The organism is Amycolatopsis sp. NPDC114503 (assembly GCF_055633655.1).
The window spans coordinates 541,485-562,047 of sequence record NZ_JBVKDT010000005.1; the positions used below are offsets into that span (position 1 = coordinate 541,485).

Annotated in this window: 20 protein-coding genes; 11 read left to right on the forward strand and 9 right to left on the reverse strand. The window is 67.9% G+C overall.

All coding sequences use genetic code 11. The features are described 5' to 3' along the window. The first annotated feature begins 63 nt into the window (after nt 1-63). Nucleotides 64-987, forward strand: a complete 924-nt coding sequence (locus ACZ7OI_RS24255; protein ID WP_470266450.1) for a CE1 family esterase — start codon at nt 64-66, stop codon at nt 985-987. A 201-nt stretch (nt 988-1,188) separates the two neighbouring features. On the opposite strand, the gene ACZ7OI_RS24260 is transcribed toward ACZ7OI_RS24255, so the two are convergent. Further along, nucleotides 1,189-2,349 (reverse strand): FAD-dependent oxidoreductase, encoded by a 1,161-nt coding sequence (locus ACZ7OI_RS24260; protein ID WP_470266451.1) that lies wholly within the window; start codon nt 2,347-2,349, stop codon nt 1,189-1,191. A 209-nt stretch (nt 2,350-2,558) separates the two neighbouring features. On the opposite strand from ACZ7OI_RS24260, the gene ACZ7OI_RS24265 reads away from it, so the two are divergent. Beyond that, a complete protein-coding gene (locus ACZ7OI_RS24265; protein WP_470266452.1) occupies nt 2,559-3,923 on the forward strand; it encodes a purine-cytosine permease family protein in 1,365 nt (454 codons plus the stop codon). Between the two features lie 160 nt (nt 3,924-4,083). Here ACZ7OI_RS24265 and ACZ7OI_RS24270 read toward each other — a convergent pair whose 3' ends face one another. Then, nucleotides 4,084-4,494: a hypothetical protein gene (locus ACZ7OI_RS24270; RefSeq protein WP_470266453.1), complete on the reverse strand. Its 411-nt coding sequence runs from the start codon at nt 4,492-4,494 to the stop codon at nt 4,084-4,086. A 187-nt stretch (nt 4,495-4,681) separates the two neighbouring features. Continuing rightward, on the reverse strand, nt 4,682-5,710 hold the full coding sequence (locus ACZ7OI_RS24275) for a LacI family DNA-binding transcriptional regulator (protein ID WP_470266677.1): 1,029 nt from the start codon (nt 5,708-5,710) through the stop codon (nt 4,682-4,684). Nucleotides 5,711-5,840: 130 nt separating this feature from the next. On the opposite strand from ACZ7OI_RS24275, the gene ACZ7OI_RS24280 reads away from it, so the two are divergent. From ACZ7OI_RS24280 to ACZ7OI_RS24300, 5 genes are all read left to right on the forward strand, one after another. Continuing rightward, nucleotides 5,841-7,166: an ABC transporter substrate-binding protein gene (locus ACZ7OI_RS24280; protein ID WP_470266454.1), complete on the forward strand. Its 1,326-nt coding sequence runs from the start codon at nt 5,841-5,843 to the stop codon at nt 7,164-7,166. 2 nt (nt 7,167-7,168) lie between these two features. Continuing rightward, complete coding sequence (locus tag ACZ7OI_RS24285; protein WP_470266455.1) at nt 7,169-8,149, forward strand: carbohydrate ABC transporter permease; 981 nt, start codon at nt 7,169-7,171, stop codon at nt 8,147-8,149. Next, nucleotides 8,146-9,000: a carbohydrate ABC transporter permease gene (locus ACZ7OI_RS24290; protein WP_470266456.1), complete on the forward strand. Its 855-nt coding sequence runs from the start codon at nt 8,146-8,148 to the stop codon at nt 8,998-9,000. The genes ACZ7OI_RS24285 and ACZ7OI_RS24290 overlap by 4 nt, the downstream gene beginning before the upstream one ends. Before the next feature lie 2 nt (nt 9,001-9,002). After that, nucleotides 9,003-10,379: a GH1 family beta-glucosidase gene (locus tag ACZ7OI_RS24295; protein WP_470266457.1), complete on the forward strand. Its 1,377-nt coding sequence runs from the start codon at nt 9,003-9,005 to the stop codon at nt 10,377-10,379. A gap of 146 nt (nt 10,380-10,525) precedes the next feature. Then, nucleotides 10,526-10,759, forward strand: a complete 234-nt coding sequence (locus ACZ7OI_RS24300) for a hypothetical protein (protein ID WP_470266458.1) — start codon at nt 10,526-10,528, stop codon at nt 10,757-10,759. A gap of 403 nt (nt 10,760-11,162) precedes the next feature. On the opposite strand, the gene ACZ7OI_RS24305 is transcribed toward ACZ7OI_RS24300, so the two are convergent. Both ACZ7OI_RS24305 and ACZ7OI_RS24310 read right to left on the reverse strand, forming a co-directional pair. After that, a complete protein-coding gene (locus ACZ7OI_RS24305; protein ID WP_116202123.1) occupies nt 11,163-11,390 on the reverse strand; it encodes a hypothetical protein in 228 nt (75 codons plus the stop codon). Nucleotides 11,391-11,658: 268 nt separating this feature from the next. Then, nucleotides 11,659-12,507, reverse strand: coding sequence for an ion transporter (locus ACZ7OI_RS24310; RefSeq protein ID WP_470266459.1), 849 nt, complete (start codon nt 12,505-12,507; stop codon nt 11,659-11,661). Nucleotides 12,508-13,011: 504 nt separating this feature from the next. Here ACZ7OI_RS24310 and ACZ7OI_RS24315 point away from each other — a divergent pair. Further along, on the forward strand, nt 13,012-13,893 hold the full coding sequence (locus ACZ7OI_RS24315) for an IS5 family transposase (RefSeq protein WP_470266460.1): 882 nt from the start codon (nt 13,012-13,014) through the stop codon (nt 13,891-13,893). A gap of 184 nt (nt 13,894-14,077) precedes the next feature. Beyond that, on the forward strand, nt 14,078-15,283 hold the full coding sequence (locus ACZ7OI_RS24320) for a glycosyl hydrolase family 8 (protein ID WP_470266461.1): 1,206 nt from the start codon (nt 14,078-14,080) through the stop codon (nt 15,281-15,283). A 20-nt stretch (nt 15,284-15,303) separates the two neighbouring features. Here ACZ7OI_RS24320 and ACZ7OI_RS24325 read toward each other — a convergent pair whose 3' ends face one another. From ACZ7OI_RS24325 to ACZ7OI_RS24340, 4 genes are all read right to left on the reverse strand, one after another. Further along, complete coding sequence (locus tag ACZ7OI_RS24325) at nt 15,304-15,840, reverse strand: M15 family metallopeptidase (RefSeq protein ID WP_470266462.1); 537 nt, start codon at nt 15,838-15,840, stop codon at nt 15,304-15,306. A gap of 82 nt (nt 15,841-15,922) precedes the next feature. Further along, a complete protein-coding gene (locus ACZ7OI_RS24330; protein ID WP_344279959.1) occupies nt 15,923-16,720 on the reverse strand; it encodes a family 1 encapsulin nanocompartment shell protein in 798 nt (265 codons plus the stop codon). After that, nucleotides 16,717-17,748, reverse strand: coding sequence for a Dyp-type peroxidase (locus ACZ7OI_RS24335; protein ID WP_470266463.1), 1,032 nt, complete (start codon nt 17,746-17,748; stop codon nt 16,717-16,719). The genes ACZ7OI_RS24330 and ACZ7OI_RS24335 overlap by 4 nt, the downstream gene beginning before the upstream one ends. Nucleotides 17,749-17,843: 95 nt before the next feature. After that, entirely contained in the window at nt 17,844-18,458 is a 615-nt protein-coding gene (locus tag ACZ7OI_RS24340) for a TetR/AcrR family transcriptional regulator (protein ID WP_470266464.1), read from the reverse strand. A 123-nt stretch (nt 18,459-18,581) separates the two neighbouring features. Here ACZ7OI_RS24340 and ACZ7OI_RS24345 point away from each other — a divergent pair, with 123 nt between their 5' ends. Both ACZ7OI_RS24345 and ACZ7OI_RS24350 read left to right on the forward strand, forming a co-directional pair. Further along, nucleotides 18,582-19,385, forward strand: a complete 804-nt coding sequence (locus ACZ7OI_RS24345; protein ID WP_470266465.1) for an SDR family NAD(P)-dependent oxidoreductase — start codon at nt 18,582-18,584, stop codon at nt 19,383-19,385. 43 nt (nt 19,386-19,428) lie between these two features. Beyond that, on the forward strand, nt 19,429-20,550 hold the full coding sequence (locus ACZ7OI_RS24350; RefSeq protein WP_449672896.1) for a DUF5938 domain-containing protein: 1,122 nt from the start codon (nt 19,429-19,431) through the stop codon (nt 20,548-20,550). Nucleotides 20,551-20,563: the final 13 nt, after the last annotated feature.

Here is a 20,563-nt window from a genome sequence, read left to right on the forward strand (position 1 = left end):
GTTCGTCCGGGGCCGATCCGGGGTGACTATGGTCGCGCTCGCCCGTCGATCGAGGAGGATCGGATGTCCGGACGTTTCCGTGCAGGCGTTGCCCTATTAGCGACAGCAATCGGGCTCGGGGTGCTCTCCGCACCGGCTTCGGCGGCCGAGCCGGCTGGGCCGGTGTCGACGACCGGGTGCGGGCAGGCGGTGACCGGCGCGGGCGCCACGACGGTCGAGCATCTGACGTCCGGCGGGATCGATCGCGAGTACCGGATCTACGTGCCCGCGCGGTACAACCCGCACCGGCAGTACCCGGTCGTCCTCTCCTATCACGGGCACGGCCGCACGGCGGAGTACCAGGAAGAACTGTCCGGCTTCTCCGGTTCGGACGTGATCGCGGTGTACCCGCAGGGCGTCACCGGCACCGACGGCAAATCCGCCTGGACCGGCGCGCCCTACTCGGCCCCGGTCGACGACGTCCGGTTCACCGGCGACCTCCTCACCTCGCTGCAGCACCGGATGTGCGTGGACCCGACGCGGATCTACGCGGCGGGCAAATCGAACGGCGGCGGCTTCGTCGGCGTGCTGGCGTGCCGGATGGCCGACCGGATCGCCGCGTTCGCCCCGGTTTCCGGCGCGTTCTACCCCCAGGGCGGCGCGTGCCACCCGAGCCGGAAGGTCGCGCTGCTCGACTTCCACGGCACCGCCGACACCACCATTCCCTACACCGGAAATCCGGCCAAGGGCCTTCCGTCCATTCCGGACTGGCTCGACGGATGGGCCGCGCGGGACCGGTGTTTCCCTTACCCTGTCTCGGTTTCTCCGGTACGCGACGTGGTGACGCAGTGGTGGCCCGGATGTTCGCTGGTGCATTTCCGGATGGAGGGGGCCGGACACGTCTGGCCGAGCACCCGCCCGAACAACGATTCCGACACCCCTGCCGCCATCGACGCCACCCCGGTGATTCTTCAGTTCTTCAAAGCGCACCGTCTCGCCGGAGCCTGAATTTCCGCGCCGGGCGATCCCCGGGCATGACATCGAGACCGGCGTCGGGGATGTCGCCGCGATCGCCGAGCTACCCGACGGGGAGTTGCTGCGCTGCTTCTTGCCCCGCTACGGGATTCGCGCGCATGGTTCCGGGGGGGGACTTGTCCGAGATCGCCTTCCGTTGCCACGGCGCGCTGACCGTGCGCCCCGGCCGGGCTCTCAGCTGACCCGCTCCGCCGGTTCCCGGCTCTTGGCGAGCATCCGGCGGAACCCGTCGGCCACGACCTTCGCGGTGTCCTTGCCGTGGTCGGCGGTGATCCGCTTGACCATCTCCGCGGACTCGGCGGCGACCTCCTCGCTGCGGGCGAACATCCGTTCCTCGTGCAGAGCCAGCGCGGTCTCGACGTCGTCCGGGTGCGCGGCCAGCAGTTCGGCGAGATCGGAACCGTCGAGCATGGCCAGGTTCGCGCCTTCCCCGTTCGGACCCTGCAGGTGTGCCGCGTCGCCGATCAGCGTCACCCCGGGGGTCCTCTCCCACCGGTGCAAGCCCGGCAACCGGTAGTGCCGGCGCAGGATCGGCGCGGTGTCGCCGCCGGAGATCAGCTCGCGGATTTCCGGTGCCCAGCCGTCGAACTCGGCCTCGATCCGGGCGAGCGCGGCCGGGGTGTCGAGGCCTTCGAGCGCGTCGAACCATTCCTGCGGCTTGTTCAGCATCGCGTAGGTGTGCAAGGCGTCGCGTTCGCGGTGCACCATGATGCGCCGCCCCGGTCCGGGCGCGCCCATTCCGCCGCCGCCCACGACCTTCGCGGCCGCCGGGTGCCGGGTGTCCGCGTCGTAGAGGTACGTCTCCACGAACGCGAGGTCCATGAACTCCGGCACCGCGTCGGACAGCAGCGGCCGCACCCGCGACCAGGCGCCGTCCGCTCCGACCAGCAGCTTCGCGACGACCGAACCGCCGTCGGCGAAGGAAACCTCGTGTCCGTCGGCGACGGTGCGGACGCCGCTGACCTTCCGGCCCCAGTGGACGGTGCCGTCCGGAAGCGAGTCGAGCAGCATCTGCCGCAGCTCGCCGCGCAGGAGTTCGGGACGGCCGCCGGTGCCGTCGTCGGGATGGTCCAGCAGGACGGTGCCGTCGGGATCGAGGATCCGCATCTGCTGGCGGCCCTCGAGGATCAGGCCGCGGAACTCGTCCATCAGGCCGGCCGCCTCGACGGCGATCTGGCCGTTGTAATCGTGAATGTCGAGCAGTCCGCCCTGGGACCGCGACATCGGCGACGCCTCGGCCTCGTAGACCGTGGCCGGGATCCCGTGCAGGTACAGGACCCGGGCCAGGGTCAGTCCGCCGAGGCCGGCGCCGATGATGGTGACTGGAGTCTGCATTGTTCTCCCCTGTGAGCTGGTGACCTCTGAAGATTGGCTGGCTTCGCTGGCACCGCCCGCACACTCCGCTGGCAGTCCGCTGCCAGGCGCTGACAGCTGGTCACAGTCTGGGATCCGAGACAGAATCGTCCGGCGACCACTTGGCCGGAAGGGGCGCGCTGACGTTGAGTTCGTCCAGCGCATTCACCGAAGATCCGCAGGAGGGGCACGTGGCGGCCACACTGGAGCGACGCTCGATCGACCCGGTGCCCGAGTCCGAGCGGCACGGGCACCCGCGCAGTCTGTTCACCCTGTGGTTCGCCGCGAACACGCAGATCACCTCGGCGGTCACCGGCGCGCTGACGGTGCTGGTCGGCGTGCACCCGCTGTGGGCGATCGTCGCGGTCGTGCTCGGCAACGCGCTCGGCGGCATTCCGATGGCGCTGCACGCCGCGCAGGGCCCGAAGCTCGGCATCCCGCAGATGATCCAGTCGCGCGCGCAGTTCGGCGTGTACGGCGCGGCGCTCCCGCTGGTGCTCGTCGTGGTGATGTACCTGGGCTATTTCGCGAGCGGTTCGCTGCTCGGCGGCCAGGCGGTCGCCCAGATCACGCATCTGCCGACGGACGCCGCGATCGCGGTCTACGCGCTCGCCTCGGCGCTGATCGCGATCGTCGGATACCGGCTGATCCACCGGTTCGGCTGGCTCGCGTCCGCGCTGTCCGTGGTCGTCTTCCTTTACCTGACGATCCGGCTGGTCAGCGGGCACGACCTCGGCGCCGTGCTCGCCGCGCCGCACCTGGACTTCCCGAAGTTCCTGCTGGCGATCTCGCTGACCGCGTCGTGGCAGCTCACCTTCGGCCCGTACGTCGCCGACACCTCGCGCTACCTGCCGTCGGCGACGTCGGTGCGCGCGACGTTCTGGTGGACGTACGGCGGCACGGTGCTCGGCGCGGTGTGGGCGATGTCCTTCGGTGCGATGGCCTATGCCATTGCCGGGAAAGCGTTCAAGGGCCACGAAGTCGCGTACGTCGTCGGCCTCGGCGGCGAAGCGTTGCTGATCCCGCTGTTGCTGGCCATCGCGCTCGGCAAGTTCACGGTGAACGTGCTGAACATCTACGGCGGCTACATGACCGTCGCGACCGCGCTGACCGGTTTCGGCCGCCGCGCGGCTCTTTCGCAGGCCACGCGAATCGGCTACATCGCGGGCGTCGGAGTGGTCGGCGCGGTGATCGCCATCCTCGGCCGCGGGCAGTTCCTGTCGAACTTCGTGCTGTTCCTCGACTTCCTGCTGTACTTCCTCACTCCGTGGAGCTCGATCAACCTGGTCGACTTCTACCTGCTGCGCAAGGAGAAGTACGACCTCGACGCGCTCTACGACCCGAACGGCCGCTACGGCCGCTGGGCCTGGCCCGCGCTGACCGCCTACGTGCTCGGGATCGCGGTGCAGATCCCGTTCGCCAACGTGGAAGGCATTTTCGTCGGCCCGATCGCACCGCTGCTCGGCGGCGCGGACATCTCGTGGCTGCTCGGGTTGATCGTGCCTGGTGCGTTGTACGTGGCGTTCATGCGCCGGTCGGCCGCACTTCGAGGGTGACTGTCCGGGCTGGGGTCGCGCCTTGGTCCGCGCTCGAACTGTCCTTTGCCGCCAGAACGATTCGCTCCGCAGGACCGCTCCCCAGCAACGACCGTCTCGGTCCACAATGGATCGGGATGGTCAGCGGTGCGGTCAGCCTCCGCGAACCGACGGCTTCGGGTCAGGTCCGCTTGCGACGCGCGATCTCGTCAGCGAGCTGCTGCACCCGGGCGGGGTCCGCGTCCCGGGCAAGGGCGACGTAGTGGTCCAGGACGGCAGGCCGGTAGCGCACGGGCAACGTCTGTCCTGAGGCGAGCCGGGTGAGCTCGGTGATCGTGAGGTCTTCGTCCGCGATACCGCGGAACGAGATGCCGTCAGCGGTCTCCACGTCGAACATCAGGACCACGCGCGGACTGCCGTCGCTGCTGACCTCCCGCCAGTCGACGAGAACGCCGAGCGCGAGCACCCCCGTACGCAGTTCCGCGTTGCGCTTCCAGGCATCACGGCTCAGGAGCGGGTTCGGCGCGACGCCCGGGAAGGCGGGCCCGACGCCGAGCGATTGCCGACTCAGGTCGGGCCTGAGCTGCTCCATCAGATCGTTCAGATTGTTCAGACCGCTGCGTGTCTTCTTCCGACCGAACACCCCGCCCCTTCCCACCCCGCGGGTGCGGGAATCTCGGCCTGGCACCGCGATAGTACGGCGCGACCGTTCCCGGCCTCCGCTGCCTGCGATCGCGGACGGACTCGGTCGGCGCACCTTGCCTATTTGTCAGACACCCCTAGCTGGACTCGCGCACGACCAGCGATACCGGCAGGATCTGCGCGCCCGGCGCGACGTCCTCGCCGTCCAGCAGCCGCATCAGCGTCGAGACCATCGCGTGGACCTGCTCGCGCGGATCCTGGTGCACCGAGGTCAGCGGTGGCGTCATGGCCGGAGCGAGCGCCGCGTTGTCGTCGAAGCTGACCACCGCGACGTCGCCGGGCACGTCGCGTCCGGCGTCCGACAGTGTGCGCAGCGCGCCCACCGCCATCATGTCGCTGCCGACGAACACCGCGTCGAGGTCCGGTACCCGCTCCAGCAGCGCGGCCATCGCTTTCGCGCCGCCGGCCAGGGTGAAGTCGGCCTCCTCGGACAGCCCGGCCGGGTCGATTCCAGCGTCCACAAGGGTCTTGCGCCAGCCGGCGAGCCGGTCGATCGGCGCGCCCTGATCCTGCGGGCCCGCGATGGTCGCGATCCGGCGGCGGCCGGATTCCACCAGATGCGTCACCGCCTGCCGGGCACCGCCCTCGTTGTCGAAATCCACCAAGTGCACACCCCGGCGCAGATCAGCGGCCTGCCCGCCGAACACCGTGGGCAGCTTCAGCAATCGCAACGCCCGGGGCAGAGGATCGGCGCGATGCGGGGCAAAGACGAGGACACCGTCGACGTGCCCGCCTTCGAGAAATCGCACGGTACGGCCGAGATCTTCGCGGGTGTCGCTGAAAAGCAGCACCATCTGGCAGCCGACGTCGGCCAGTTCCCGGTAGCCCGCGCGCATCACCGCGGTCCGGTACGGATCGTCGAGCAGCCGCGCTTCCGGCTCCGACAGCACCACCGCGATCGCGCCGGTCCGCCGGGTGACGAGCGAGCGCGCGGCCTGGTTCGGCGAATACCCGAGGTCCCGAGCCGCGGCCAGCACCTTCTCGCGCGAGCGGGCGCTGACGTACGCGTCGTCGTTCAACGCTCGCGACGCGGTGGACCGCGAAACCCCGGCGAACGCCGCGACGTCCTCCAGCGTCGGCCGCTCGTCCTCGGACCGAGGCACCACTTCGCCCACCCCCTGACTGTCGGTCGGGCCAGCTTAACGGCGTCGGCCCGGGAGCGCTCCCGGAGACTCCGGCCTTGACATCCCTCGTTACCTGCAACACACTCGTGCGGCATCTGGGAGCGCTCCCAGAATGACTTCCAAGGGGTTGACGACGGTGACAACGTTCCGGAAGGGCCTGGTGCTGGCACTGGGCATCACGATGACCGCGGTGAGCGTCGCGGCGTGCGGCGGAGGCAGCAGCAGCGACGTGCCGGCGGCGGCCGGGCCGAACGAGCACGTGGAGCTGACGCTCGCGACGTTCACGGAGTTCGGCTACGAGGCGCTGATCCCGGAGTACGAGCGGCTGCACCCGAACATCAAGATCACCCACCGCAAAACCGGTCAGGGCGGCCCGTACGCCCAGGACATGATGACGAAGCTCGCCGCCGGCTCCGGCCTCGCGGACGTGCAGGCCGTCGAGGAAGGCCATCTGTCGGACATCCTCAGCAAGTCCTCGAAGTTCAACGACCTGAGCAAGATCGGCCCCTCGGGCGTTTCGCCGGACCGGTGGCTTTCGTGGAAATACGAGGCGGGCAAAGACAAAAACGGCAAGCTGATCGGCTACGGCACGGACATCGGCCCGCTCGCCATGTGCTACCGCAAGGACCTGCTCGCCGCGGCCGGGCTGCCCAGCGACCCGGAGGCGGTGAAACCGCTGTTCGCCACGTGGGACAGCTATTTCGCGGCGGGAGCCCAGTACACCGGCAAAACCGGCAAGGCGTGGTTCGATTCCGCGGCGCAGAACTTCAACTCCATGGTCAACCAGCTGCCGGTCGGCTACCTCGACACCAGCGACAAGCTCACCGTGGAAAACAACCAGGGCATCAGGGACGCCTGGACGAAGGTGACCGACGCGGTCGCGAAAGGCGAATCGGCGAAGCTCACCGCGTTCAGCAACGAATGGAACTCCGGATTCAAGCAGAGCGCGTTCGCCACGAAGGCCTGTCCGGCGTGGATGCTCGGCGTGATCAAGGAACAGGCCGGGCCGGACAACGCGGGCAAATGGGCGGTCACCGCGGCATTCCCCGGCGGAGGCGGCAACTGGGGCGGTTCGTACCTGACGGTGCCGACGCAGAGCAAACACCCGCGTGAGGCCGCTGAACTGGCCGCCTGGCTCACCGCGCCGGAGCAGCAGATCAAGGCGTTCGAGGCCAAGGGCAACTTCCCGAGCCAGGCGAAGGCGCTGGAAAGCCCGCAACTGCTGAACGCGACCGACGCGTATTTCGGCGGCGCGAAGATCGGCGAGTTGTTCGCCGAGCAGGCGAAGAAGGTGGCGAAGCCGCAGTACAAGGGTCCGAATGACGGCCAGATCCAGGAAAACGTCGCGAGCCCGGCGCTGCAGTCGGTGGAACAGGGCGCTTCGGCCGCGGACGGCTGGCAGCGGTTGGTCGACGGCGCGAAGAAACTCGCCCGCTGACGATGACTGTCACCGACAAGACCGCTCCGGAAAGCCGGGCCACGACGCGGCAGCACACCGCGACGCGGCCCGGCCTGCGCGACCGGATGGCGCGCTGGGACGTCAAAATCTCGCCGTATCTCTACGTGGCGCCGTTTTTCGTCGTGTTCGCCGTCGTGGGCATGTTCCCGTTGCTCTACACCGCGTACGTTTCGCTGTTTTCCTGGAAAGCCGGGGACGACAACCCGGACTTCATCGGGCTCGACAACTTCAAGGAACTGTTCGCGGACACGCAGTTCTGGCACGCGCTGGAAAACACGGTCAGCATCTTCCTGCTGTCCAGCGTTCCTCAGCTGATCATCGCGGTGCTGCTCGCCGCCGTGCTCACGCTGCGGCTGCGCGGCGCGACCGGCTGGCGCGTCGGCATTCTGCTGCCCTACGCGGCAAGCCTGGTAGCGCTCGGGATCATCTTCGCGAACCTGTTCGGCCCGCGATACGGACTTGTCAACGGCGTGCTCCAGACGCTCGGACTGTCCCCTGTGGACTGGCAGGCCAACCGGTTCGCCAGCCACGTCGCCATCGCGATCATGGTGAACTGGCGGTGGACCGGCTACAACGCGCTGATCGTTCTCGCCGCCATGCAAGCCATTCCGAAGGAATTGCACGAGGCCGCGCTGATCGACGGCGCGGGCACCGTGCGCCGCTTCACCCACGTCACGTTGCCGCTGCTCAAGCCCACGCTGATCTTCGTCACCATCACCTCGACCATCGGCGGGCTGCAGATCTTCACCGAGCCCAAGCTGTTCGACGCGATGCCCGGGTCGAACAACGGCGGTTCCACCCACCAGTTCCAGACCGTGACGCTGTATCTGTACCAGACCGCCTTCGAGAATTTCAATCTCGGCTACGCGTCCGCGATCGCGTGGGTGCTTTTCCTGATCATCGTCGTGATCGCGCTGATCAACTACTTCGTCACCGGGCGGCTCGCGGGGAGGCGCGGATGAGCGTGCAATTAGGTTTGCGGGCTCGGGCGGCCCGGCTCGGCAAGCCGCGCAAGGCGACCTACGGCGTGCTGATCGTGTTCGTGCTCGGCTCGCTTTTCCCGTTCTACTGGTCGTTTCTCGTCGCCAGCCGCGACAACGGAATGCTCACCGAACGGATCCCGCCGCTGCTGCCGGGCGGCAACTTCTTCGCCAACGCGGCGCGGGTTTTCGACACCGTGCCGTTCTGGCGGGCGCTCGGGAACAGCGTCCTCGTGTCCGGCACGGTCACGCTCACTACGGTGCTGTTCTCGTCGCTGGCCGGATTCGCCTTCGCCAAACTGCGCTTCCGCGGCCGCAACGGCTTGTTCGTGTTCATCGTGGTGACGCTCGCGGTGCCGACCCAGCTCGGCATCATCCCGCTGTTCATCGCGATGTCGAAACTCGGCTGGGCGGGCGGACTGCAGTCGGTGATCGTGCCGAACCTGGTCACCGCGTTCGGCGTGTTCTGGATGCGCCAGTACACAGTGGACGCTTTGCCGTACGAGCTGATCGAAGCCGCGCGCGTGGACGGGTGCAGCATGATCCGGGTCTTCTGGAACGTGTGCCTTCCCGCCGTCCGCCCGGCCGCCGCGATCCTCGCCATGTTCACGTTCATGACGTCCTGGAACGACTTCCTGTGGCCGCTGGTGGTGCTCGACGCGGGCAATCCGACCGTCCAGGTGGCACTGGAGAAACTGCAGAGCGGCTATTACGTCGACTATTCGCTGGTGCTCGCGGGCACCACGCTGGCCACGATTCCGATCCTCATCGTCTTCCTCCTGCTCGGCCGCCAGATCGTGGCCGGGATCATGCAAGGCGCCGTGAAAGGGTGACCATGTCCGCACAGCCGATCCCCGACGTGCTCGCGTTCCCGGACGCGTTCGTCTGGGGCGCCGCCACGGCGGCCTTCCAGGTCGAGGGTTCGACCACAGTGGACGGACGCGAGGCGTCCGTCTGGGACACCTTCGCCGCCCGGCCCGGCTCGGTGGCAGGCGGCGACACCGGCGACCCGGCGGCCGACCACTACCTCCGTTACGCCGAGGACGTGGAGCTGATGCGTTCGCTCGGGCTCACCGCGTACCGGTTTTCCCTTTCCTGGCCGCGAATTCGTCCGCACGGCAAGCCGGAGCCGCGCGGATTGGAGTTCTACGACCGGCTCGTGGACCGGCTGCTGGCCGCGGGCATCCAGCCGTGGGCGACGCTGTATCACTGGGATCTTCCGCAGTCGCTGGAGGATCGCGGCGGCTGGACCGCGCGCGACACCGCCTACCGATTCGCCGAGTACGCCGAGACCGTCGCGGCCCGGCTCGGCGACCGCGTGGCGAGCTGGTCGACGCTGAACGAACCGTGGTGTGCGGCGATGCTCGGCTACGGCTCGGGAGTCCACGCGCCCGGCCGGACGTCGCCGGAGGGCGCCGTAGCCGCGGCGCATCACCTGCTGCTGGGGCACGGGCTGGCGATGGACGTGCTCCGGCAGCACACCAGCTCCCCGTCCGGGATCACGCTGAACCTGTACCCGGTCGTCGCGGACACGCCGGACGACACCGACGCTGTCCGCCGGATCGACGGACTGCAGAACAGATTGTTCCTCGACCCGCTGCTGCGCGGCGGCTATCCCGCCGACCTGCGCCACGACCTGGCCCGGTTCGGCTTCGACGCCGTGGTGCGCGACGGCGACGAGGCAGTGGTCGGCAAGCCGATCGATTGGCTGGGCGTCAACTACTACCGCGGCTACCGGGTGGCCGGTTCGGCGCGGGCCGGAAGCACCCCGGCCGGCCGGGAATGGCCGGGAGCCGAGCAGGTGCATTTCGTCCCGGATCTGGCCGCGCCGCGCACGGATTCCGGCTGGGAAGTGCAACCCCCCGGACTGACCGAATCGCTGCTGCAGGTGCATCGGGACTATCCGCCGGTGCCGTTGTACGTCACCGAAAACGGGGCGGCGTACCCGGACGTGCTCCGCGACGGCGAGGTTTCCGACGACGATCGCATCGCCTTTCTCGACGCACATCTCCGAGCCGCGCACGACGCCCTCGCCCACGGAGCGGACCTGCGCGGATATTTCTACTGGTCGTTGCTCGACAATTTCGAATGGGCCGAGGGGTACGCGAAACGCTTCGGCCTGGTGCACGTCGACTACCGCACCCAGCGGCGCACGCCGAAGCGCAGCGCGCGGTGGTATGCGGAGGTGATCGCGCGCAACGCGCTCGCCTGAGCCGCCAGTGACCTACTACCGGGTTTAATCGCGTTGCCAAGAAAGACTTTCTCCTCGAGTTTCGCGTCACGTCGCCCGGGCGCGGCCGTCGGACCAGTGCCGGGGCCGCCCCGAACGGCCCCGCGAGCGGAGACGGGGAGTGTCCGATGACGGTGCGAAGCCGGGTGGCCGACGAGGTCACCACGTGGCTGACCGGGGAATTCGCGGGCAGGGTGCCCGCCGAGGCAGTCGAGTTGGTGGTACGCGCGGCCGGGCGGGATCTCGACGGCAGAGTCGTCCCGGACGACCGCGGCGACCTGCTCTACCGAGTGGCGCGGGCCCGGCTGGTGCGAATGCTCGCCGCGTCGGACGGGCCGCGGATCCCGCGTTCTCGGCGGTAAACGGCGTTTAGTCCCCGGGCGCGTGTGGTCCGGGGGCTTGGCTGCAGGCGGGTCTGCTCCGGTTTGCGGTAGCCGGGCGCGTGTGGTCGGGGGGTAGACCGCGTCCCGGCCTTCTCCGGTGGCCCGAAGCAACCGGACGCGTGTGACCGAGGGACCAGAGCCTTCTCCGGTGGCCCGCGGTAACCGGGCGCGCGTGGTCCGGGAACCAGGCTGCGTCCGGGCCTTCCCCGGTGGCCCGAAGTAACCGGGTGCACGTGGTCCGGGGACCAGGCCGTCCGGACCGTCTCCGGTGGGCGCGGCAATCAGGTGCGCGTGGTCGGGGAACCAGGCCGCGTCCGGACCTTCCCCGGTGGCCCGACGTAACCGAGCGCGCGCCGACCGTGTTCGGCGCGGCCAGGAGCGATTACGAGCCCGGCAGCACCCGGCTGCTCAACGGCGCGTGCGAGCGCTCCGGCGGCCACCAGACCTGCGCGGGCGGCGGGGGAACGTCGTCGTCTGGAAGCTCGAGCGCGTCCGCGCCGCTCTGCCAGCGGTTCCAGTGCACGGAGCACAGCCCGCGCCACAAGGAATCCTCCGCACAGTCCCGCCGACGGCACCTGCGCACCTGCTGCCCGCTATCAATCACGTCCACGACTCCAAACCGCGCTCAACCTCCCCGCCGGCTCCAGTCTGCCCCGGCACCGGCGGGAACGCCTCGTACTCGAGCCAACACAACCCTTGTGCAGCAACGGAACGAGAGAGCTCACCCTACTCCAGGCACCTGTGCGCGCACCGCGCGACCACAGTGCACTCGTTCAGCGGTTGACGGTTCACTCCCCGCCCGTCAAGGAGGAATACTTTGTGCCGCAACGGAGAGTCAGCGCGCGACGGCGCACGGTAGGTATGTCCACAATGGATGATCAACGGCCGGGGTGATTGGCGTCGTACTCGTGTGCGGCGGTGCGCTGGGGGCGGGTGCGAAGGAGTTGCTCGTCGGCGGAGCCGTCCACTTCGGCCAGTCCGAGTGCGACCGCACGGCGGATTTGCTCGCGGTTGTCGCGTACGACGGAGGAGAAGAAGTCGTCAATGCGCGGGTCCAGAAGGACTTCCAGCAGGACCCGGAACGAGGTGTCCACGGTGGCGCGGACGATTTCGTCGTGGAACGGGAGCCTGCGCAGTTTGCCCAGCTGCGGGTCTTCGGAGATCTTTTCGGTAATGATGGCGCGCAGTTCGGTCTTGTTTTCGCTGAGGGATTTGGCGAGGTTCTCCGGGTAGTTTCCGGTTTCCAGAACCTTGACCACCTCGTCCAGGACGGCGATGGTCACTGGTTTTTTGATGGCACGGACGATGGGTTCGGAGAGTTTGTCGACCAGGCGGTAGGTGAACTGCTCGCCGACGGCTCGGTCCGCGGCCCGGCCAAGGCGGATGATCAGGAGGATTACCGCCAGGACGTGGTGGTTCGCGGTGAAGACTGGGTGGGCTACCGGGATCATCGCGAAGATCTCGTACCAGGTCCGGGCCAGGAAGGCGGCTCGCCAGGCCTGTTTGCGCCAGCGGTGGAGGAGTTCCAGGAAGAAGATGGCGCAGATGATGCAGTCGACGAGGAAGAACCAGTGGCTGATGGCCGGTGGGGGCGGGCCGATGAGGAGCCAGCCGAGCATTCCGGTGGAGATGACGGCTAGGGCCAGCATGATCCAGTCGTCTGCCCGGACGTTGCCGGGGAGGATGCCGCTGTTGAGTTCAGCTTGGGCCGAACGGCCGGTGGTCATGCTGGCTCCCTGATCCCTGGTTGTTGCCGGGGTGATGATCCCATGCTTGCGCGGGTGGGGCTGGGATCGCTGGGGGCGTTTTGGACGGCTCGTGCTTCGCACATCGCGTCCGGTTGCTTGCGTGGGGCACCCCGAAGCCCGATTGTGATGACGGTCTGAGGGTGGTTGTCAAGGCGGGAAAGATGCCTTGACAACCACCCTCAGACCGCATTTTGGCTTCGTATCGGGGTGCGGGGGGGTGTGGGCGCCTTGGCGGGTTGGGTGCGTTGGCTGCGGTTTGGTGGGTGGTGCGCGGCGGCTTGGGTGCCTGGTGAGGTTGGGTTCGCGGCGGCAAGTGGCGAGTCGGTCCGTGAAGGGCTCCTTGAGGGAATCTAAGTCCGTGAAGGGGTCCCTCACGGACGTCGGCTGGCTGTGAGGGGAACCCTGAGAGGGTGTTGTGAAACCTGGTGATCGGCTCGGTGTGTCCGCTGTGCTAGCGGCGTGGTGTGGTGATCATCAGGCGGGGTGTGTGTCTGCGTGTGCAAACCGGCCTATGACTCGTCGTTGACCGACGCGCAGTGGGCGGTGATCGAACCGCTGCTGCCCAGGACCCACCCGAGCCTGGGCGGGCGGCCGCGGGTGCATCCGCGCCGGCTGGTGATTGACACGATCAGTTATGTGCTGGCCAGCGGGTGCGCGTGGCGGCTGGCACCGCGGGATCTCGCGCCGTGGACCACGGCGTATCGGGTGTTCGCGGCCTGGACCGCCGACGGCACCTGGCAACGGATCCACGACCTGCTGCGCGGCCGGGTCCGCGACCAGGACGGGCGGGACCCGCGGCCGTCGGCCGCGGTGCTGGACTCGCAGTCGGTGAAAACCGTCGAAGGCGGCGAGGAGATCGGCTATGACGCGGGGAAACGGGTGCGGGGCCGCAAACGGCATGTGCTGGTCGACACGCTCGGGCTGCTGCTGGCCGTGGCCGTGACCTCGGCGTCGGTGCAGGACCGGCCCGGAGCCCGCCGGATCCTGGCCGGGCTCCGGGCACGGTTCCCGCTACTGGAACTGGTGTGGGTCGACGGCGGCTACGTCAATTCCAAGGACGCCACCCTCGTCGACTGGGCCCGTGAGAAGGAGAACATCGAGATCGTGGCGGTGCCCCGGAACGCGGATGTGGCAGGCTTTCAGGTGCTGCCCCGACGGTGGGTGGTGGAACGAACCTTCGGCTGGCTCACGAGGTGCAGACGCTTGACCCGCGACTACGAACGCACAACCGCCCACGCCGAAGCCATGATCCAGTTCGCGATGATCCGGCTGATGGCCGCCCGCCTCGCCGACGAGCACATCGAACCCCGCGGCCCCATCGAAACCGAAGCAGCCCGCCGCCTAGCAGAAGACAACAACGACTAACCACCCCGGGTTTCACAACACCCTCTGAGGGAATCAGAGGCTGTGAGGGGAACCCTCACGGAACGCTTCGGAACCGGTACACCTGCCCCATCCGAGCCGGACATCTTGACACGATCACCCCACTGCAGCAGGCTTTTCTCACGCCGCCTAGTTAGGAAAGTTTACTAACAAGGAGACCTCTCACATGCCCGCTTCCCGGAAGGTGGCGCTGTTCGCCGCCGCTTCCGTTTCGGTTACTGCTGCGTTGGTCGGTGCTGGGCCTGCGGGCGCGGCTTCCGTCGCGCATCCGTTTCCCGCGCACGTCACCTATCAGACCGGGGTCCGGCCGTCGGTTAGTCAGGCCGATCAGGACGCCGCGGTCAAGAAGCAGTACGACTCCTGGAAGAAAACCTACCTCCGCCAGGCTTGCGGCGGTTATCTCGTCTGGGCCACCGACGACGCGCCCAACAAGGGCACCGTTTCCGAGGCTCAGGGTTACGGGATGAACATCGTCCCGCTGATGGCGGGCTACGACGACCAGGCCAAGACGATTTTCGACGGGATGTGGAAGTTCGTCCAGGACCACCGGGACAGCAAGGGACTCTTCCAGTGGGTGATCGACGGCAAGACCTGCAAGTACTCCGACGACGGCACTCCTGACTCGGCCACCGACGGCGACCTCGACGTTGGTTACGGGCTGATTCTCGCGGACAAGCAGTGGGGCGGCTACAGCGCCGCCGCGAAGGACTGGCTGGACAAGGTTTACAAGTACGACGTCGCGTCGGACGGGCATCTCAAGATCGCCGACGACGCGGGCAACGACGACACTCGGCCGTCGGACTTCATGCTCGATCACCTGCGCGCGTTCGCGAAGTACGACAGCGCGCACGACTGGAACAAGGTCGTCACCCGGACTGAGCAGCTGATCACGCAGTTCACCGCCAAGTACTCGCCGAACGCGAATCTGCTGTCCGACTTCGTGGTCGGCGCGAACACCAGCAGTCCCAAGCCCGCGCCGGCGGATCATCTCGAGAATCAGCCGGACAACATCGTCGGGTACAACTCCGTTCGCGTGCCTTGGCACATGGGCACCGATGCGCTGCTGTACGGCGGCAAGGTCGCGACTGACGTCGCCAAGAAGGAATCGGCCAGCTACAAGAGCCACTCCGGCGGCAACCCGGCCAAGATCTATCCGCACACCAAATTGGACGGTACGCCGACCAAGACCAGCGACCAGTCCGAGGTCGCGGCCAACCCGGTGGGCGTCGCGGCGATGGTCGCCGGCGATCAGGCGTGGACCGATTCGCTGTGGAAGTACATGGCGGGCAACCCGTATGACGACACCTACTACGGCGAGACCATCAAGTTGCTGGTCTACCTGGTGATGTCCGGCAACTACTGGGCCCCGTGACCCCGACACCCGTACGGACGCTAACCGGCGGCGTCCGTACGGGTGGGCGGGCACTTCCCGCCGGGGGTGGTCAGCAGTTCGAAGTGCCACATCTCGTTCGAGTACACCTGGCAGAGACCGTATTTCGCGCCGTGTTGGATGAGCCAGTCGTCGGCTCGCGTGGGGGCGACGTCGACGGCCTTGCCGGATACGTGCGTCGATTGTTCCGGTGTGTTCACGTACTTCCGCGCTTTTTCCAGGCTGCCGTACTTTTCGATGCCGCCGTCCAGCAGCTTCTGCTGGTACTCCTTCGTCCGCCAGCCCGACGCGATCTGAATGTCCACATTGCGCTGACGCGCGTCAGTTGCCGCCTCCTGCAACGCTTTGCGCAACGCCGGGTCGAGGTTTCCGACGGCCGGGTAGTTCGTGTCGGACGGCCTCAGCGTGACGCCTTCCGGGGCGCCGCCCTGAGCCGGGTCGTGGTCCGGGTCGCCGTCGAGCGCCGGGAGGCCGGAGCACCCCGCGACGGCTACCACGGGCAGCACGAGCAGCACATTTTTGATCTTGTTCCGCAGCACGCCGCAACTATCGCGAGCGGGTATCCCCGGACGGTTCGCCGAATGTCCGCGCTGCGTAACAAGACCGCATGATCAGGTAACGTCAGGCGGTCAGCCCGATCCCCGCTTCGGCGGTGTTCACGAGGAACGTCAGCGTCTCGTAGAAGTACAGCTCCACAGTGGACGCGTCGTGGCTGGAGTACCCGATGGACAGATCCTGTCCGAAGTGGAGTTCGTAGTCGCCGCCGCGGGTGGACAGCACGCAGGCGCCGCTGATCGCGGGGGTGCGGATGAGGTCGCCGTCCACGATCTGCTTCAGGTGTTCCAGCACCGGATAACCGTGGTTGGCCGCCTCGTACGCGGCGGTGAACTCGTCGTCGCTGAGCAGGACGGTGTACGGCCCGGCCACGCCCGCGTCGCGCAGTTCGGCAATCGCGTCGCCGATGGCCTTCGGATAGCCCGGGGCTTCCGGCGGTAGCGCGATCGGCGACAGCGACGACGCCGGCCGGATCCCGGTGATGCCCGCCTCGGCGAAACCGTCGAGCACGATCCGGTCCTCGGCGTAGGCGATCTGCTGCGCGGCGTCCTTCACCGGCTGCCAGTCGGCGTCTTTCGCGCCCCACTCGACCGAATCGACTTCCTCGCGCGACACCGTGAACGGCACCCGCAGCTCCACAATCCGTTGCGCCGTGCGCAGGCTCGTCGCGACGCCGTCGAACTTGTCGCCGACGCGTTCGCGGCGTCCGGTGCCGATCGCGGCGAGCGCCGGGTCTCCGGTGACGACGACGTCGACCACCCGGCGTGCCGCGGCGAACTCGGCGAAGGTGCGCTTCGCTTCCTCCTCCAGGTCCGCCCATGCGGCGGCGGAGATCGGGGCGAGTTCGCGATGCAGGTTGTTCATGACCGAATGCTCCTTCGCAGGCTTCCGATGCCCAGCGACGTCCCGGCGGGCGTCGCGGCAGCCGGAGGTTCCGGCTCGGGCGGGGCGTCCGGCGGATCTTCCAGGAAGTCCGCTGTCGGCACGTAGAACAGCGCGCCGGTGAGGGGCGTGGAGAAGTCGAGAATCCGGTCGTGGTTGCCCGGCGGCGATCCGACGAACATGTTCTCCAGCATTTTCTCGATCACCGCGGGAGATTTGGTGTAGCCGATGAAATACGTGCCGAACTCGTCGTGCCCGGGACGGCCGAACGGCATGTTGTCGCGCAGGATGTCGAGCTCGTTGCCCTCGTCATCGGTGATCACGTTAAGCGCGATGTGCGAATCAGCGGGCTTTTCCGCCTCCGAAAGCTCCACATCGGACAGTTTGCGCCGTCCGATCACCAGCTCCTGCTGCTCGGTGGTGAGCGCGTTCCACGCCCGCATGTCGTGCAGGTACTTCTGCACGACCACGTAACTGCCCCGGTCGAACGGTTCGTCGTCGTCCACCAATACGGCTTGATTGACGCCGTTGCCGGTCGGATTCTCCGTGCCGTCGACGAAACCGAGCACGTCCCGCGCGTCGAAGTACCGGAAGCCCTGCACCTCGTCGAGCACCGTCACCGAACCGCGCAGCCGGTCCATGATCAGCGTTTCCAGCTCGAAGCACAGGTCGAGCCGTTCGGCGCGGAGGTGGAACAGCAGGTCGGCCTCGGCGGTGACGACGCTCGCGTGCTTCTCACCGGCGAAAACCGGCAGCTCGTGCAGTTCCGCGGGCCGCGGGCCGCCGTAGATCCGGTCCCACGCCGCCGACGAAATCCCGGCGACGCAGGTGAGCCCGGCGCCGGCGTCGCGGAAGCCAACCGCTCGCTGCAGCCCGGCCAGGTCGGCGAGGAGGTCTTTCGCGGTCTGCTCGGCACCGGCGTCGACGCTGACCATCAGGAAGATCGCCGCCCTGGTCAACGGCGCGGAAACGGCCTGCGGCTCAGGCGGTTCAAGGTCCCCCGCTTGCACGCTCGCGCACCCCTTCTCACCCGGTGACCGTCCGAGCGCATCCTAACCACGGACGGGCGCGCGCACCGGGCATCACCACTCGGGCGGGGTAACCGTCAGACGAAGTGCGTGAGCAGAGCCGCGACGTCGGCTTCCAACCGGTCCGCCGCCGAGTCCTGGCCGGCGAGTTGCTGTAGCAGAGCGCGCTGGAACAGGCCATCGAAGGCGGCGTACGCGACCTCCGGCGACACCTGGGCCGGTCGTTCGGTGAACTCGGCATAGCGCCGCACGACGCGCCACACCATGTCCTGGCGCTGTTCGTCGATGTCGAGCACGTCGCCGCGGAATGACTCCTCGAACAGGCTCTGGTTGCGCAGGTCGTACCAGAGGCGGTGCATCGCCGCGTCGGACCGCAGCGTGCCGGCCATCGCCGCGCCGAAGCCGTGTTTCAGCTCCTCGGCCGAGCCCGCCTCCGCCACCACATCGTCGTAGCGGGTCACGCAGACCTCTTCGAACTTGCGCACCGCGTAGGTGAGCAGCTCGACCTTGTCGGCGAAGTAGTAGTGCAGGACGCCGTGCGAGAAGTCGGATTTCTGGGCGATTTCGCGCAGGCTCGTGCGGGCGTAGCCCAGCTCGGCCAGCGCCTGCAGCGCGGACTCGGCCAGCTGCTCCCGGCGCTGGGCGAACTTGTCCACGGCGCGGCGGGAGATGCGCTCCTTCGCCTGTGTCACACCCGGCAGTCTAGCGCGGAAGCGTTTCTTGACGAGTGTCCAAGAAAATCTTGACGACTGTCCAAAATTAGCTACGGTGTGACCTACACCGCACCGGCGGCACGTCTCAAGGAGGAGATGTCGATGGGTTCCTACGACCTGACCGGGCGCACCGCGCTGGTCACAGGCGGCGCGCAGGGCCTCGGCCAGGGCATGGCCGAGGCGCTCGCGAAGGCAGGGGCGGCGGTGGTGATCGCCGACGTCCAGGAGGACCTCGGCCGCCAGACCGCCGACGCGATCAAGCAGAGCGGAGCCAGCAGCGGGTTCGTCCGGCTGGACGTCACCGACGACGACAACTGGGCGCGGGCGGTCGAGTCCGTGGTCGGCGAGTACGGCGGGCTCGACATCGTGGTGAACAACGCCGGCGTGGAGATCACCGGTCTCGTCGCCGACCTCGACCCGGCTGACGTGCGGAAGATGCTCGAGGTCAACGTGCTCGGCACCTCGCTCGGCGTGAAGCACGCGTTCCGCGCCATGCGGCCAGGCGGAGCGGCCGGACGCGGCGGTGCGGTCGTGAACATCTCCTCGGTGGCCGCGACCATCGCGTTTCCCGGCATCGCGGGCTATTCGGCGACCAAATCGGCGGTCGACCGGCTCACCCGCGTCGCGGCGATGGAGGCCGGGAAACTCGGCTACGGGGTGCGGGTGAACTGCGTGTACCCGGGCCTCGTGCCGACGCAGATGGGCAACCAGCTCGCGACGGACGTGGTCGACGTCGGGCTGTTCCCGAGCGTCGAGGACGCGATCGGCGCGGTCGTCGCGCAGACCCCGGCCGGACGGCTCGGCGAGGTCGCGGACATGGCCGACGCCGTGGTGTTCCTCGCCTCGGACGCCGCCCGCTTCATCACCGGCGCCGGCCTTCCGGTCGACGGCGGCATGGGCATGTGAATCCCCTCCAGCGCTCCAGCACCCCAAGAGAGGAAAACCAGTCGTGACCAAGCCCGTCGTCGTTTACGGAGCGTCCGGCTACACCGGCCGCCTGATCTGCGAATACCTCCGCGAGTACAACGTGCCCTTCACCGCCGCGGGTCGCGACAAGGCCCGGGTCCAGGCGGCGCTCGACCACATTCCCGGCCTCGACACCGTGGACCACGAGGTCGTCGAGGTATCCCACGAAACCGGCCCGCTCACTGAGCTTTTCCGCGACGCGTCGGTCGTGTGCAACACCGTCGGCCCGTTCAGCGAATACGGCCACGAGGTCGTCCAGGCCTGCCTCGAAGCCGGAACGCATTACCTCGACACCACCGGCGAGCAGGATTGGCTGATCTCCGCCGAGGAGCGCTACGGCGCGGACATGGCCGCGAAGGGGCTGCTGCTCTCCCCCGGCATCGCGCAGATGTACACCACCGGTGAGATCGCGGCGAACCTCTGTCTGGAGACGCCTGGTCTGGACACTTTGGACATTCTGGTGTTCTGGAAGGGTTACCCCACAGTCGCTTCCACCCAGACGATCCTGGTGAACGCCGCACTGTCGGCCGCGTATTACCTGGAGCAGAACGAATACGCGCCCTGGCCTGCCGACGGCGGGCTGCAGGACGTGGCCGTGCCGGGACATCACGAGATCGGGCTCGCGTTGCCCTGGGGCGGGACGTCGCATCCGGTGTGGTTCAAGAACGATCCGCGCGTGGCCAACGTGAAAGCGGTCGGCGGCGTGTTCGACCGGGCGCTGATGCAGGGCGTGCCGCAGATTGTCGCGGCCGTCTTGGAACAGGTGAAAGACCTGCCGCTGGAAGAAAAACTCAAGGTGCTGCACGAGCAGGCCGCCGCGGTCCGGGACGAAATGCCGCCTCGGGAAAACCAGCGGATCAACACGTCGCTGGACTCGGTGCACGCGTCCGGCCCGCTCGGCCGTGCGCACTGCGTGATCCACGGGACCTGCAACTACAAGCAGACCGGGCTGATGCAGGCGTACGCGGCGTATTCGCTGCTGCAGCAACCGCCGCGGCGGGCCGGGTTCGCGTCGGCGTGCCAGGCGTTCGGGCACCGCGAGCTGCTCGGCGTGCTGCGGTCGTTCGGGCTGGTCTCGAATCCGGTTCTGACGGTGCAGTCCTGAGACGGGGAGACGA

Coding starts and splice junctions, on each gene's coding strand:
- ACZ7OI_RS24255 (WP_470266450.1), top strand. CDS start 64: ATGTCCGGACGTTTCCGTGCAGGCGTTGCCCTATTAGCGACAGCAATC.
- ACZ7OI_RS24260 (WP_470266451.1), bottom strand. CDS start 2,349: ATGCAGACTCCAGTCACCATCATCGGCGCCGGCCTCGGCGGACTGACC.
- ACZ7OI_RS24270 (WP_470266453.1), bottom strand. CDS start 4,494: ATGGAGCAGCTCAGGCCCGACCTGAGTCGGCAATCGCTCGGCGTCGGG.
- ACZ7OI_RS24280 (WP_470266454.1), top strand. CDS start 5,841: ATGACTTCCAAGGGGTTGACGACGGTGACAACGTTCCGGAAGGGCCTG.
- ACZ7OI_RS24285 (WP_470266455.1), top strand. CDS start 7,169: ATGACTGTCACCGACAAGACCGCTCCGGAAAGCCGGGCCACGACGCGG.
- ACZ7OI_RS24290 (WP_470266456.1), top strand. CDS start 8,146: ATGAGCGTGCAATTAGGTTTGCGGGCTCGGGCGGCCCGGCTCGGCAAG.
- ACZ7OI_RS24295 (WP_470266457.1), top strand. CDS start 9,003: ATGTCCGCACAGCCGATCCCCGACGTGCTCGCGTTCCCGGACGCGTTC.
- ACZ7OI_RS24300 (WP_470266458.1), top strand. CDS start 10,526: ATGACGGTGCGAAGCCGGGTGGCCGACGAGGTCACCACGTGGCTGACC.
- ACZ7OI_RS24310 (WP_470266459.1), bottom strand. CDS start 12,507: ATGACCACCGGCCGTTCGGCCCAAGCTGAACTCAACAGCGGCATCCTC.
- ACZ7OI_RS24320 (WP_470266461.1), top strand. CDS start 14,078: ATGCCCGCTTCCCGGAAGGTGGCGCTGTTCGCCGCCGCTTCCGTTTCG.
- ACZ7OI_RS24330 (WP_344279959.1), bottom strand. CDS start 16,720: ATGAACAACCTGCATCGCGAACTCGCCCCGATCTCCGCCGCCGCATGG.
- ACZ7OI_RS24345 (WP_470266465.1), top strand. CDS start 18,582: ATGGGTTCCTACGACCTGACCGGGCGCACCGCGCTGGTCACAGGCGGC.